The organism is Lysobacter capsici (assembly GCF_018732085.1).
GTDB lineage: Bacteria > Pseudomonadota > Gammaproteobacteria > Xanthomonadales > Xanthomonadaceae > Lysobacter > Lysobacter capsici_A.
Map to the genome: position 1 here is coordinate 164455 of NZ_CP076103.1, position 13918 is coordinate 178372.

Sequence of the window (13918 nt, forward strand, 5' to 3'; positions counted from 1 at the left end):
AGATTCGCGACATTCATGAGCGCATCGCGTGCGCGGTTGAATGGATTGCTTTACATAAACCCACGCATCACCGCCCCAAACCCAACCGGAGCCAAGCAATGAGTTCGATGCAGGATCTGCAAGCGCGCGTCGCCGCGGTATTGGCGCTCGCGCCGGTGGTGCCGGTGTTGGTGATCGACGATCTCAACGACGCGGTGCCGTTGGCGCGCGCGCTGGTCGCCGGCGGTCTGCCGGCGATCGAGGTGACCTTGCGCACGCCGGTCGCGCTGGACGCGGTGCGCGCGATCGCCGCCGAAGTCGAGGGCGCGGCGGTCGGGGTCGGCAGCGTGCGGCGGCCGTCGGATTTCGTCGAGGCCTTGAAGGCCGGCGCGACCTTCGCGGTGTCGCCGGGCAGTTCGCCGGGCTTGATCGCGGCCGCGCGCGAGATCGACCTGCCGTGGTTGCCGGGCGCGGCGACGGCGTCGGAAGCGATGGCCCTGCTCGAGCACGGCTACACCCAGCTGAAATTCTTCCCGGCCGAATCGATCGGCGGCGCGAGCGCGCTCAAGGCGCTGGGCGGTCCGTTGCCGGAACTGCGCTTCTGCGCGACCGGCGGGATCGGCGCGAACAACGCGCATGAGTACCTGGCGTTGAAGAACGTGCCTTGTGTCGGCGGTTCTTGGGTGGCGCCTGCGGCAGCGGTGAAGGCCGGGGATTGGGCGCAGATTGAGGCGTTGGCGCGGGCGGCGGTGGGGTTGCGCGGGTAAGCGACGCAGTGATGAGTAGATGCGTGACTGCGTGATTGTGTGACTAAGTAGGAGTTACAGCTGTCGCCCCTGCTGTTGCTGTTCCCCCCCCACTTTGAAAAAGGGGACAGGGGGGATTTGCTTTGGCTCTTGCCTTTGGCTTTGCCCCTTACCGCTTTCGTTACTTGAACAGATAAAGCGCAGAGCAAAACCAAATCCCCCCTGCCCCCCTTTTTCAAAGGGGGGAAAAGCAAAAGCGCTCGCCGCCGGTTACGCGCCCGCAAGCGGCCTCGGCGGCGCGGTCGAACCACGCACCACCAGGATCGGGCTGAAGCCTTCGTTCGCCGGCAACTCGGACTGCTGGTCGCCGTCGCGACGTAACTCGGCGATCAGGCGATAGGCCGCATGTCGCGCGATCTCTTCGGTCGCCTGGCGCGCGGTGGTCAGGGTCGGCCAGGACTGCTTGGAGAACGGGCTGTCCTCGAAGCCGGCGATCGACAGGTCGTAGGGCACGTGCATGCCCGAGGACTTCGCCGCCGCCAGCACGCCGGCGGCGATTTCGTCGTTGCTGCCGAAGATCGCGGTCGGCCGGTCGGGCAGCGCGAACAATCGGCGCGCGCCGCGGAAGCCGTCGTCGAAGGAATAGTCGCCGGGCAGGACCAGGTTTTCGTCCTCGACGATGCCGTAGTCGGCCAGCGCCTGGGCATAGCCCTTGTAGCGTTCCCAGCTCGACAGATGCGACTTGCCGCCCCATAGGAAACCGATGCGCTGGTGGCCGAGCTGGATCAGGTGCTCGGTGATGTCGTAGGCGGCGTCGCGGTCGTCGACCCAGACGCAGGGCGAGCCGTCCTTCGGGTCTTCGGCGGCCGAGACGATGCGGACCAAGCGGATGCCGTGGGCGACCAGTTCGGCGACCAGTTCCTTGCGTTCGGACATCGGCGGCGCCAGCACCAGGCCGGCCAGGCGCGCGCCCTGGACCAGGTCGATCAGGTCGGCGGCGAGCAACGGCGAGGACGAATCGCAGGGGTGAATCTGCAGGCCGTAGCCGGTCTCGCGGCAGGCGGCGAGCACGCCGTTCTGCACGCTGATGATGTAGTACGGATTCGGGTTGTCGTAGACCACGCCCAGCGCATACGGCTGGGCGCTGCGCAGGCTGCGCGCGGACGGGTCGGGGCGGTATTCCAGTTCGGCGATCGCCTCGTGCACCCGCGCGCGGGTGCGGGCGCGGACGCCGGATTCGTCGTTGATCACGCGCGAGACGGTCTTCAGCGAGACCTGGGCCAGCTCGGCGACATCTTTAATGGTGGGTCGGCGCACGGAGCCTCGCGGTGGGCGCGGTGCCGGCGCGCTGGGCGTGCCGGACGGGACCTTAGCCTACTCGCCGCTTCAGATCTTGGGTACCACGGCCAGGGTCAGGCGCGAAATGCAGGCGAGCTTGCCGGCCTCGTCCTCGATGCGGATCTCCCAGACCTGGGTACTGCCGCCAACATGGATCGCCCGGGCGGTGCCGGTGACCGTGCCGCTGCGCACGCCGCGCAGGTGGTTGGCGTTGATCTCGATGCCGACGCAGACCTTGCCCTCGGCGCAGCACAGGTTGCCGGCGCTGCTGCCCAGGGTTTCGGCGAGCAGGACCGAGGCGCCGCCGTGGAGCAGGCCGTAGGGCTGGTGGGTGCGGGCGTCGACCGGCATGGTGCCGCGGACGTAGTCCGGGCCGATCTCGGTGAAGACGATGCCGAGCGGTTCCATCGCGGTGTTGCGCGAGAGCCGGTTGAGGTCGTCGACGGTGGTCGTGCCGCGGAACAGTGGACGCGCGGCGGTGGGTGCGGGGTCGGATGGGTTCATCGCTGCACGATAGCGGCGATGGCCGGGCCGGGCCAGTCGTGGCCGGTCGGTCGGTGCTTCTGAAGTGCGGCGTGGGTGGCGCCGATGCTGATGAAGCGTGTTGCTGGGGCGCGTTACTGGAACGGTGATCGGGGACGGCCGGGTCTCAGAGGACCCGGATCGGCGCGCGGGGGAGGTCGGAGGTGCGCGCCGGTCCGGGTGGGAACGAGAGGGAGGAAGTCCTTGCCGGAATCAGCCGGTCCATGGACGGTCAGTCCGCGATCAAGCGAAACGGAAGCGCGGCTGGACCCAGTTGCTGGCGTAGCTGCGGTTGCTGGCGTAGCCGCTGCTGTTGCCGTAGCCGACGCCGAAGTCGCGCTGGCGGTGCATGTGGCGGACGACCGGGGCGGTCGGGGCGGCGGCCGGGGCGGTGGTCGCGGTGGTGGTGGTGACGGTGTTGGCGGTCTGGGTGTTCATGGTCGTTTCCTGTGTGGTGGGGGTGTAGTGCTTCGGTGTGTTGGTAATCTACAACACCTAAGTAGAAGTAACTATGTGCCGGAAGTCATATCCCCCTTTAGTCATGCCCCGGTGGTGCGTGTTGCCGGGGGTACCGCGGGTGGGTGGAGCGTGGCTGCCGGGTTCGGTAATAGAGATGTGGCGGGGGCGGGGAGGGTTGCAATTGCGCACCCATGACTGAAGACCTAGGTGGGGGGCGGGATGTGACCGCGAGGTCGCCGGCGGCTGGTTTGCTTTCGTCTTGAGCCGCCCAGGCGGCGGGGCCGTCGCGACGACCTCGGCGTCTGCGCCGTGGCTGTGATGTCGCGGTCGCGGCTTGCGCCGCTCCTACAGGGAGGCCACGCAGCTTCGGCTCGAATCTGAAGTCGCGCAGTTCATCCAGCGCTGCGAAGCCACTATCTCGCGAGAACAACAGCACACCCGAAGGGCGGCGCACATGGATGTGCGCCGTGCGCCACCGAGACAGGATGTCTCGTGTGGCGCATGCCTGCGCCTGCTCCGCACGCGCGGGCTCTTGATTCAAAGAAAAGCGTTTTTCTTTGGTTACCTTTCTTTTGTCGCTTTTGACAAAAGAAAGTAACTCGGCCGCTTGCGGACGAAAGCTGTTGATCTTGTCTTTGGCTTCAAAAGCTCTAGAGCTTCAAAGCTTTGAAGCCTTTAAAGCTGCAAGCAGGATCAAAAGCGTTCCGCCGCTGAAGCGGCGGGTCACTTTCTTTTGTCTAAAGCAACAAAAGAAAAGTAACCTAAGAAAAATGCTTTTTTGTGAATCAAGTGCCCGCGCGTGCAGAGCAGACGCAGGCATGCGCCACACGGGACATCCTGTCCCGGTGGCGCACGGCGCACATCCATGTGCGCCGCCCTTCGGGTGTGCTGTTGTTCTCGCGAGATAGTGGCTTCGCAGCGCTGGATGAACTGCGTGGCTTCAAGCTCAAGCCGAAGCCGCATGGCCTACCTGTAGGAGCGGCGCAAGCCGCGACCGCGACATGACGACAACTGCGCAGCTGGCACCGCAGCTGTATCGCGCACTCGCGACATCGCAGAAACGACGCGACTAACGTCGTCGTTGCATTCCCGCATCGCGACTTGTGATCGAAGAAAATCCCCATGGAACGGCGCTCCCGCAGCGGCCGCGCCGTTCGCCTGCAACGGCGCGAACAAAAAATCACCACAACGCGCATCAGACGAACGAGCCGCCATGGCGGAAACCCACGCGCCGCGCACCCCTCAAAGAATCGGCGCCAGCCCCGCCCCGAACGCGGTGAACATCCGCGTGGTCAGACTCTTCACCCCGAGGTTGACCTCGGGAAAATCGCCGACCGGTTTGTAGCAGGCGCGAAAGCCCGGGTCGGTGCGGTACAGCGGCGACGGGCAGTCCGGGCCGGGGACGAATTCGTAACTGGTCGCGTAACGCACCGGCCACAGGTCGAACAGCGGCAAGTGCTCGGAGATCTTCGCGATCGAATATTCCAGGCCGGAGAAGATCGGCGGCTTGTCGCGGCGCGCGATCACCCACGAATTGGCCGGCGCGATGTCGCGACGGATGCTGTCGGCCAGCGCGCGCGCGAACACCGGGTCGTCGATCACCACCGCGCTCTCGGTGTTGTAGTGATCGCCGCGCGGATCGAAATTGTGGGTACCGATCACGCCGATGCGTTCGTCGATCACCATCGACTTGGCGTGCATGCCGATGCGCACGCCGGCGCGCTTGAGCGGCACCGGTTCGTTGCTGCGTCGGCGCGCGTAGCGGATCGCCGCGTACTCGCGCGCCAACGGCTGCCGGTAGCGCTGGCGGTAGATCACGCTGTTGCGGTCGGGCCCTTCGCCGCGCCGGGATTCGGCCAGGCCGGCGCCTTGCACGGAATTCGGCAGGGCGCGGTCGTCTTGTTCGGGCAGCCCCTCCAGGCCCAGGTCGGGCAATTGCGCGCCGGTCGCGGCGATGTCGATCGGCGCGTCGGCCGGGAACGGCTTGTACTCGTAGATGTTGAAGCCGAACTCGCGCAGGTAGCGGCGCTTGTACTTGTACGACAGCGCATAGGCGATGAAGGCGTCGGTCGCGGCCAGGCTGTTGGTCGAGACGATCACGCGCGGCCGGTCGGGGCGGTCGTGCAGGCCGCGGAACAGCTGCTGCGCGGATTTCGACAGCACCAGGTACGGCGTCTGCAGCATCACCTCTTCGCGCGAATGGGTGATCAGGTTGCGCAGCGAGTCGGAGGCGAGCGCATTGGCTTCGGCGTTCTCGCGGTGCTTGTCGGGCGTGTCGGAGATGTAGCGCACCGCGCCGACCTGGATCGCGTGCGCGACCAGGCGTTCTTGAATTTGCGCGTTGTCGGCGGCGTCGTCGCGCATGGCCTGGGCGCGCTGCGGGCGTTCGAATTCGATCGGCGGCAGCGCCGGCACGCCGTCGTCGATGAGGCGCTGGCCGACGTCGGCCAGGCGTTCGACCGGGACGCTGCGGCGGTCGCTCCAGAACACTTCGAAGTCGGTGCCCATGACGTCGGCGACCGGGCCGGCGACCAGCACGTCGCGGTCGCGGAAGTTGTACTCGTCGTCCCAGTCGTAATAGTCGTCCTGGTAGTTGCGCCCGCCGGAGATGCCGATCTGGCCGTCGGCGAGCAGCAGCTTGGTGTGCATGCGCTGGTTGAGCCGGCGCCAGCAGCAGGCCGCGGCCAGCACGTAGCGCGGGTAGGTGATGCGCGCGCGGTGCAGCACCGGGTTGTACAGCTTGACTTCGAAATTGACGTGGACGCCCGACAGCGCCGCCAGGGTGTCGATGTGGCGCAGCGCGGCCAGCTGGTCGAGCAGCAGGCGCACATGCACGCCGCGGCGCGCGGCGGCGAGCAGTTCGTCGAGCACCAGCTTGCCGGCGTCGTCCTCGTCGAAGATGTAGGTCTGCAGGTCCAGGCTGTGGGTCGCGCTGCGGATCAGGTTGATGCGCGCGAGCAGGGCGTCGGGGCCGCGGTCGAGGATCACCGCGTAGTGGCGCGGCTGCTCGGGCGTGGACGCAGCCAGCGCCTGGCGGCCGAGCGCGTGCAGCGGCGAGGGCTGGGCGCAGGCGTCGGCGGCCGCGCAGTCGATCTGCTGCGAACGCGCCGCCGCGGCGATCGCGCTGGCGCGATCGCGCTGGGCCGGGCTGAGCGAGGCGCAGGCCGACAGCATCAGGGCGAGCAGGGCCGCAAGGCCGCGCAACACGGGGTTCAACGGGGTGACTCCTTAACGCTCCGGGGGCTTGGCCGGAACGGTTTCCGGATTCCTCGACGGCGCGGGCTTGGGAACGGCGGACTTCGGCGGCGCGAGCTTACTTTGTGTGGATTGCAGGCGCACTTGCATGGTGAAGCGTACCCGGTCCCCGAGCGCGAGTTGCCAACCGTCGAGCCCGTAATCGTCGCGGCTGACGCTGCCGTGGGCGATGCCGTCGCAATCCTCGCCGGGCTTGGCGCAGGTCGCCGGGATCAGGATGAAGGTTTCCATGCGGCTCACCCCGTGCAGGGTCAGCCGGCCGCGCAGCGCGCCGCCGGTGCGGGCCAGGTCGGGCGAGTGCGGCTCGGACAGGAATTCGATGTAGGGATAGCGCGGCGCGTTGAAGAAGCGCTCGCCGCGGGCGAGCCGGGTGTAGCGCTCGGAATCGCCGACCACGACCGCGCCGGCGGCCAGGCGGATGCGCACCTGGTGGCGGCCGTCGGCCAGCACGCTGAGTTCGCCGTCGTAGCGCGGGAACTGGCCGGTGACCTTCTGGCCCCAGCGGGTGCGCAGTTCGAAACTGAAACGGGTGTGTTCGGGGTCGAAGGTCTCGATCGAGCGGGCCTCGCCGGGACGCTGTTCGAGCGCGTGCGACGGGCCGGCGGCCGGCGGTGCGGCGATCGCAGCGGTCGATGCCCAGGCCAGCGCCGCGGCGACCGCGGCCCGATGGCGCAGCCGCCGCCAGGGCGACCGCGCCGTCGCCGCTGGGCTCACGGCCACCAAAAGGCGCTGAGCTGGGCCGAACCCGGCTCCAGGCTGACGCCGGCCGGCACCGTGAGTACGGCCACGCCGCCCGGCGGCATGCCGCGGTAGTCGCCCGACTGGCCGCTGTGCAGCAGCGCGGCCAGGCGTTCCAGGCCGGGGTTGTGGCCGACCAGCATCAGCCGCTCGGCTTCGTGGTGGGTGTCGGCCAGGGCGATCAGGGTGCCCGGCGTGGCCTCGAAGATCGACGGCTCGATGCGCTGTTCGACATAGCCGATCGCGCCGAGCACCGCTTCCAGGGTTTCGCGGGTACGCCGCGACGGCGAGCACAGCACGCAGTCGGGGATCAGTTTGTTCTCGGCCAGCCAGCGGCCGGCGGCTTCGGCCTCGGCCAGGCCTTCGGCGGACAGCGGGCGGTCGAGGTCGGCCTGGCCATTGGCGGCCGGCTCGGCGTGGGCGTGACGCAGCAGGATCAATTCGCGCATGGGGGACCGATTACGAGTGATGAAGGGAGGTGCGCGAACGCAAGCGAAGGATGCCTGTCGGGGCGGCGGATGGGTAGCGGGGCGATGTGAAGGGCGGGCCGACGCCCGGCTTCACTTCTTCAGCCACTTCAGCAACGGCTGCCAGTCCGCCTGATGCTCGCGGATCTGCTGGGAGTGGTAGTCGAACAGGCTCTTGCCCAGCGCGGTCATGACCACGTAGGCCTGGCTGTCGCGGATCTGCGCGACCACCGGGTAGGGCCATTCGCGCAGCAGCTCGATCGCCTGCTGGGAGGCGTTGGTCCACGGCTTGAGCTTGTTGCCGATCAGGCCGACCCGCAGCTGGCCGCGGCGGACCCGCGGGTGCTGGGCCAGCGAATCGAGGAACGGCACGGTGGCCTCGATGTCCAGGGTCGAGGGCTGGATCGGCACGACCACGGCGTCGGCGAACTCCAGGAAGCTCTCCAGATCGTCGGCCATGGCCCCGGCCGGGGCGTCGATCACCACCCGCTGGGTGTCCTCGGGCAACTGCTTGCGCCAGGCCTTGCGGCGGGTGCCGTCGAGCGCCAGCACCGCGCTTTCGAGCACCGAGCGGCGCTGCGCCCAGCGGGTCGAGGAGCCTTGCGGATCGGCGTCGATCAAGGCCGTACGCAGGCCCTCCAGAGCCGCCTGCGCGGCGAGGTGGGTGGCGATCGTCGTCTTGCCGACGCCCCCCTTGGAACTGGCCACCAGCACGGTCTTCATGCGAGCTCCCTCCGGATGGAAGCCGCAGCGTACACCGGGGCTGTGGACCGGGTCATCACTGGGTGGGGGTGGGGGCCTGGGGGCGGTCCGGTTGGGTGTCTGCAGGGGCAGCTTCGTGCGCTGTGTCCCGGTGGTCGCCTGGTCTTGCGGACGGGGGCGGGCCGATTCGGGGCCGATGCATGCCGGCGACGAGATTACGTCGAAGCCCGTGTAGGAGCGGCGCGAGCCGCGACCGCGCCATCACGACAACCTCGAAGCCTGCGCCGTAGCCGTAATTCGCGGTCGCGGCTTGCGCCGCTCCTACAGGGAGGCCATCCGGCTTTCGCTTGAAGTCTTGCAGTTCATCCAGCGCTGCGAGGCGACTCACTCGCGAGAACAAAAGCACACCCGCAGGGCGGCGCACATGGATGTGCGCCGTGCGCCACCGGGACAGGATGTCCCGTGTGGCGCATGCCTGCGTCTGCACCGATCGTGCGGCTTTTGACTCGAAACAGGAACGCCTTTTTCTTTGGTGACTTTCTTTTGTGGCTCTGGACAAAAGAAAGTTACCCGCCGCTTTAGTGGCGGAAGCTTTTGATCCTGCTTGCGGCTTTAAAAAGCTTTGAAGCTGTAGAGCCTTTGAAGCCAAAGGCAGGATCAACAGCTTTCGTCCGCAAGCGGCCGAGTTACTTTCTTTTGTCAAAAGCAACAAAAGAAAGGTAACCAAAGAAAAATGCTTTTTCTTGAATCAAGTGCCCGCAAGTGCGGTGCATGCGCGGGCACGCGCCACACGGGACATCCATGTCCCGGTGGCGCGCGACGCGCATCCATGCGCGTCGCCCTTCGGGTGTGCGTTTGCTAACGCGAGTTACATGCCTCGCAGCGCTGGATGTTTCGTGCGAAACGAAACTGGGTGCTTATTCAAGAGAACGTAAGTCAAGAGAGTTAAGCCAAGAGTGGTAAGCCGATGGCGCTAAGCGAAACCGTTCGACGGATACGTTTCGTCTTGCATTACTCATGCAGGCATAAGCCATATGGAACGCGCGATCACGATCGCCTCAGCACCAGCGCGATCGCCAGCTCCTGCGTGGATCAAGGCTTAGGCGGCAGCCTGCCGGTGGTGATCAAGGCGCGGCCGTTGACGCTCTCGGGCAGCCAGCCCGGTGGTGGCCGGGACTCGCCCAGACGTTCCAGCTCGGCGCGCGCGGCCGGTACTTCGCCGAGTTCGCGCACCGCGCGCAGCATCGCCGGCGAATCGAATCGCGCGAAGTTCTCGCGCAGCCAATGCGACTCGCGCAGCCGTTCGCGCCAATACGCGTCGTCGCGGCCGTCGGCGGCGAACTGGACCATACGGCTGGTGCCCATCGCCTGGGCGAGAAGGCTGTCGCCGTCGGCCATCAGCGTCAACACCGCGCGGCAGTCGTCGGCACGCTGCGACTCGGCCCGTACAGCTTGCGGCTTGCACAGCTCGAACGTGGCGCGATAGGGAGGAAATGTCATCGGCGTCGCCAGCGCCGCCACGATCAGAGCGTGGCCGTCGTGTTGGTGGGTCGATCCGTCCAGCTTGGCGGCCTTGCGCAAGGCGGCTTCGGCCTGCGAGGTCATCGGCGGCATCGCCACCTGTTCCAGCGCCTTCTGGGTTTCGCGACCGCTGTCGGTCAAATGATCGTCGTAGCGATCGGCTTGGGCGGCCAAGCGCAGATAGCGGTCGAGCTGCGCGGAGTCGGCGTCGGAACGCGCGGCGTCTTCCAGGGCCAGCAACCAGGCCATGGCATTGTCGGGCTCGACCTGCTGCAGGCGCGACAGCGCCGGCTGCAGGTCGCAGTCTTCGCGTTCGAAGCAATCCATCGCTTGCAGCCAGGCCACCAGGCCTTCCTGACCCGATACCGCGGCGGCCTTGTCCAATGCGCGCTGGCGCGCCGCCAGCAACTGGTCGGAGACCGAATCGGGCTGACTCAGCGGCAGCAACAACGCCAATTGCAACTGGCTGTGCGGATCGCCGCGATCGGCGAGCGTCTTCAAGTGAACCCGCAACGCGGACAGATAATCGCTGTGCGCCTGTTCCAGGGAGGCTGCGGCGCGGTCCCGCGACTTGTTGCCACGTGCGTCGTGGTTGGAGCCGGCGTCCGGCGGCGGCGCGGACGCGCCTGCGTTGGAATCGGCGACCGGTGCGCGGGCGGGCGGCTCGGACTTCGCTGCCTGCCCACCCGACGGGCGATCGCAGGCGCACACCGCCGCGAGCAACAGCAGCAACAGCCACGAGCGCGGGCGAGCGGCGCGCTTCGCTTCGTTCATCGATCGCCTGCCGCTCGCCTTATTGCCCCTGTCCATGCACCGCGCCGCGTCCGTGAGTAACCGATCGATGGCGCGATGCTGATCGTGTCGCGACAGTCGCGCAATAGTCGCTGCGCGGACGCGCGCGCAACCACGTGGCGACGAGGTGCGCAGCCATCACGGCAACCGCGCCGAATCGCACCCAATCGCGTCCACTCATCCCACCCCTACCCGCGCCCACAGCGGCAAGGTCAACAACGACAGCAACAACCCATAGCCCACCATCGCCGCGGCCAGTCGCGGCGCCAGTTGGTGCGCGATCGCCAGCGCGCCGGCGGTGACCATCGACGGCATCGCCGCCTCCAGTACGGTGGTGCGCGCCATCTCGCCGTGCAGGCCCAGCAGCGGCACCAGCGCCCAGGCCAGCGCCGGCATGAGCGCGAGTTTCAACACCAGGCCGCAGGCCAGCGGCTTGAGTTCCTCGCGCGGCAGGGCCAGTTTCACCGACAGGCCGATGGTCAGCATCGCCAGCGGCAACAACGCGTCCGACAGGCGCTGCAGCGCGCCGGCGATCGCGCTCGGCGGGTCGGCCGGCATCACGCTGAAGCCGATCAGCAGCGCCCACAGCGGCGGAAATTTGACGATGCGCAGCAGCATGTCGCGGGCGCCCGGCCGGGCGTCGCTGCCGTAGCGCGCGAGCACCCACAGGCCGAAGGTCGACAGGATCAGGAACGCGCCGAACTGGTCGTAGACCACCGCGTACGGCAAGGCGTGTTCGCCGATCAGCGCGCGGGTCAGCGGATAGCCCAGGAAGCTGGTGTTGCCCAACGCGACGGTCAGCAGCAGCACCGCGTGTTCGTCGCGGCGGAATTTCAGCCAGCGCGACAGCGCGCCGACCACCAGCACGGTCGCGCCCAGCAGCAGCCACGGCACCGCCGCCACGCCGAGCAGCGCCGGTTCCAGGTGCAGGCGCGGCGCGTAGCGCAACACCGCGGCCGGCAGGCAGACGTACAGCACCACTAGGTTCAGGGTCTGCGCGGCGTTGTCGGGCAGGACCCGCAGGCGTTGGAACAGGTAGCCCAGGACCAGCATGGCCAGGACCAGGGCGAACGCGTCGAAGGCCATGAGGGGCGTCGTGAGCGCGGGGTGCGGTGGGGCCATGGTCGCGGTTGCCGGGCGCGGGCTCAAGACGGCTTTGGGTGTAGGGGGTTGGGAAGAACAAAGCAAAAGCAAAAGCAAATCCCCCCTGGCCCCCCTTTTGCAAAGGGGGGAACCCGGTAGGTGGGGGCGTGGTCGTCGGGGTGGCGCGGCTTTGTTGTTGTTCCTTTCAAGAAAAAGCGATGCGGAAACAAATGCCAGCAGATCGACGAACAAGCGGTGCAGCCCCGATCTGGCTGCTCACTCCTGTGAACTCACTGCTCTTATGATGTGAGCACCAAGGAAGACCCAGCCCCATGAGCGACCTGCAAGACCTGACCGCGCTGATCCGCTCCAACACCCCGCTGATCGTGATCGAGACCCGCGACGAATCGCGGGTGGTCGAACTGTTCCGGCAGGCGCTGATGAACGTGTGGCGCGCGCTGTACCGCTGGTCGATCACCGAAGGCCTGCGCCGGGTCGATCTGGACCGCGAGGAAGGCACCGACGTCGCGCCCGACATCTCGACCACGCTGCAGGCGATTCGCGACGCCGACCAGCGCGGCATCTACCTGTTGTTCGACGCCCATCCGTACCTGGGCTACGCCAGCACCCAGCGCCAGCTACGCGAGATCGCCCAGCGCCGCGACTGCGAGCCGCATGTGCTGGTCTTGATCGGCCACAAGCTGGAACTGCCGCCGGACCTGGATTCGCTCGCGGTGCGCTACACCCCGCGCCTGCCCGACGCCAACGCGTTGCTGAAACTGGTGCGCGAGGAAGCCGAGAACTACGCGCGCGAAAACGGCGGGCGCCGGGTCGAGGTCGACGGCGAAGCGGTCCAGCAGATCGTGCGCAACCTGCGCGGCATCGATCCGGTCGATGCGCGCCGCATCGCGCGTCACCTGATCTTCCGCGACGGCGCGCTCAACGCCGACGATCTGCCCGAACTGGCCAAGCTCAAGTTCGAACTGCTCAACCGTTCCGGCCATCTGCATTACGAATACGACAGCGCGCGCATGAGCGAGGTCGCCGGCGCGCGCCGGCTCAAGCGCTGGGTCGAGCAGCGTCGCGCGGTGTTCGTCAGCGGCGACGCGCCGCCGGGACTCGATCCGCCCAAGGGCATCCTGCTGCTCGGCGTGCAGGGCTGCGGCAAGTCGATGATCGCCAAGGCGGTCGCGGCCGGGTTCGGGGTGCCGCTGGTGCGGCTGGATTTCGGCACCTTGTACGACAAATTCCACGGCGAGACCGAAAAGAACCTGCGCGCGGCGCTCGCGTCGGCCGAGCAGTTGTCGCCGGCGGTGCTGTGGATCGACGAAATCGAGAAGGGCCTGGCCGGCGACGGCAGCGACGCCGACGGCGGCGTGTCGCGGCGCGTGCTCGGGTATCTGCTGACCTGGATGGCCGAACGCAAATCGCGTCTGTTCCTGGTCGCCACCGCGAACCAGATCGATGCCTTGCCGCCGGAGTTGTTGCGCAAGGGCCGCTTCGACGAAATCTTCTTCGTCGACCTGCCGGTGGCGGAAGTGCGCGGCGAATTGTTCGCCACCCATCTGCGCAAGCGCGGCCTGACGCCCGAGCAGTTCGATCTGAACGCGCTGGCGAGCGCCAGCGACGGCTTTTCCGGGGCCGAGATCGAACAGGCCATCGTCGCCTCGATGTACGCCGCGCTCGCCGCCAACACGCCGTTGTCGGATTTCCAGTTGCGCGCCGAACTCAAGCAGACCCGGCCGCTGTCGGTGCTGATGGCCGAGCAGGTCGAATCGCTGCGCGAATGGGCGCGCACGCGCACGGTCGCGGCGGACTGAGCCTGCGTGGCTGAAACTTCGGGGTAAGACGATGCGCTTGCTGTTCGTGGACTGGATCAGGGAGTGGCACGGTGCGCAGCGTCAGCGGCCGCAGCTCAGCTGCATCGACATGGACCATCCCAGGGCCTTGTTCACCTTGACCGTGGGTCTGGGCAATGGCCTGTGGGAAGAGGCTTGTGTCGAATCGGATTCGCAGCAGGCCTTGGACAGCTGGCGCACGCTTCTGGAAACCGCGGGTGCCGCCCGTTTGGTCGATCACTGCGATGAAATGCGGGCCTCGCGCATGTACCGCGGCGGCTATCTGGCTTACGCGCAGGGCGAGCCCGCGCAGGGGCAGGTCCTGAACTGGATATTCGTCAATCCAATGCCGCGGCCGGAACTGTTCGACCATCCCGATCTCCAGCAAGCCTACTTCGCCGAATTTTCCCGCCCGATCGATGATGAGCCCGGGCCGGCACGCGGGTAGCGCAGGCGACTCTAAGGAAAGCCCGCGCGC

At 67.3% G+C, this 13918-nt stretch carries 12 protein-coding genes; 3 read left to right on the forward strand and 9 right to left on the reverse strand.

Annotated elements, in window-relative coordinates; translation table 11 throughout:
- Window positions 1-107: 107 nt before the first annotated feature.
- Window positions 108-746 (forward strand): bifunctional 4-hydroxy-2-oxoglutarate aldolase/2-dehydro-3-deoxy-phosphogluconate aldolase, encoded by a 639-nt coding sequence (eda, locus tag KME82_RS00685; protein WP_215498916.1) that lies wholly within the window; start codon window positions 108-110, stop codon window positions 744-746.
- A gap of 249 nt (window positions 747-995) precedes the next feature.
- Here eda and KME82_RS00690 read toward each other — a convergent pair whose 3' ends face one another.
- The 9 genes from KME82_RS00690 to KME82_RS00730 form a co-directional block, all read right to left on the reverse strand.
- A complete protein-coding gene (locus tag KME82_RS00690; RefSeq protein ID WP_215496824.1) occupies window positions 996-2042 on the reverse strand; it encodes a LacI family DNA-binding transcriptional regulator in 1047 nt (348 codons plus the stop codon).
- A 69-nt stretch (window positions 2043-2111) separates the two neighbouring features.
- On the reverse strand, window positions 2112-2471 hold the full coding sequence (locus tag KME82_RS00695) for a hotdog fold thioesterase (protein ID WP_252255876.1): 360 nt from the start codon (window positions 2469-2471) through the stop codon (window positions 2112-2114).
- A gap of 357 nt (window positions 2472-2828) precedes the next feature.
- Window positions 2829-3023, reverse strand: coding sequence for a hypothetical protein (locus KME82_RS00700; RefSeq protein ID WP_215496826.1), 195 nt, complete (start codon window positions 3021-3023; stop codon window positions 2829-2831).
- Between the two features lie 1263 nt (window positions 3024-4286).
- On the reverse strand, window positions 4287-6260 hold the full coding sequence (locus tag KME82_RS00705) for a phospholipase D family protein (RefSeq protein ID WP_215496827.1): 1974 nt from the start codon (window positions 6258-6260) through the stop codon (window positions 4287-4289).
- 12 nt (window positions 6261-6272) lie between these two features.
- Window positions 6273-7019, reverse strand: a complete 747-nt coding sequence (locus KME82_RS00710; RefSeq protein WP_215496828.1) for a YceI family protein — start codon at window positions 7017-7019, stop codon at window positions 6273-6275.
- The gene (locus KME82_RS00715) at window positions 7010-7486 is read right to left on the reverse strand and encodes a SixA phosphatase family protein (protein ID WP_036115859.1); all 477 of its coding nucleotides are present in this window, start codon (window positions 7484-7486) and stop codon (window positions 7010-7012) included. Before KME82_RS00715 ends, KME82_RS00710 begins: the two co-directional genes overlap by 10 nt.
- Before the next feature lie 111 nt (window positions 7487-7597).
- Entirely contained in the window at window positions 7598-8227 is a 630-nt protein-coding gene (locus KME82_RS00720) for a ParA family protein (protein WP_036115858.1), read from the reverse strand.
- A gap of 1071 nt (window positions 8228-9298) precedes the next feature.
- Window positions 9299-10501 carry a hypothetical protein gene (locus tag KME82_RS00725; RefSeq protein ID WP_215496829.1) on the reverse strand — a complete coding sequence of 401 codons (1203 nt, stop codon included), beginning with the start codon at window positions 10499-10501 and terminating at the stop codon, window positions 9299-9301.
- Between the two features lie 195 nt (window positions 10502-10696).
- Window positions 10697-11605: an AEC family transporter gene (locus tag KME82_RS00730; protein WP_215496830.1), complete on the reverse strand. Its 909-nt coding sequence runs from the start codon at window positions 11603-11605 to the stop codon at window positions 10697-10699.
- A 329-nt stretch (window positions 11606-11934) separates the two neighbouring features.
- Between KME82_RS00730 and KME82_RS00735 the strand changes: the two genes are divergently transcribed.
- Entirely contained in the window at window positions 11935-13422 is a 1488-nt protein-coding gene (locus KME82_RS00735; RefSeq protein ID WP_215496831.1) for an AAA family ATPase, read from the forward strand.
- 31 nt (window positions 13423-13453) lie between these two features.
- Window positions 13454-13888: a hypothetical protein gene (locus KME82_RS00740; protein WP_215496832.1), complete on the forward strand. Its 435-nt coding sequence runs from the start codon at window positions 13454-13456 to the stop codon at window positions 13886-13888.
- Window positions 13889-13918: the final 30 nt, after the last annotated feature.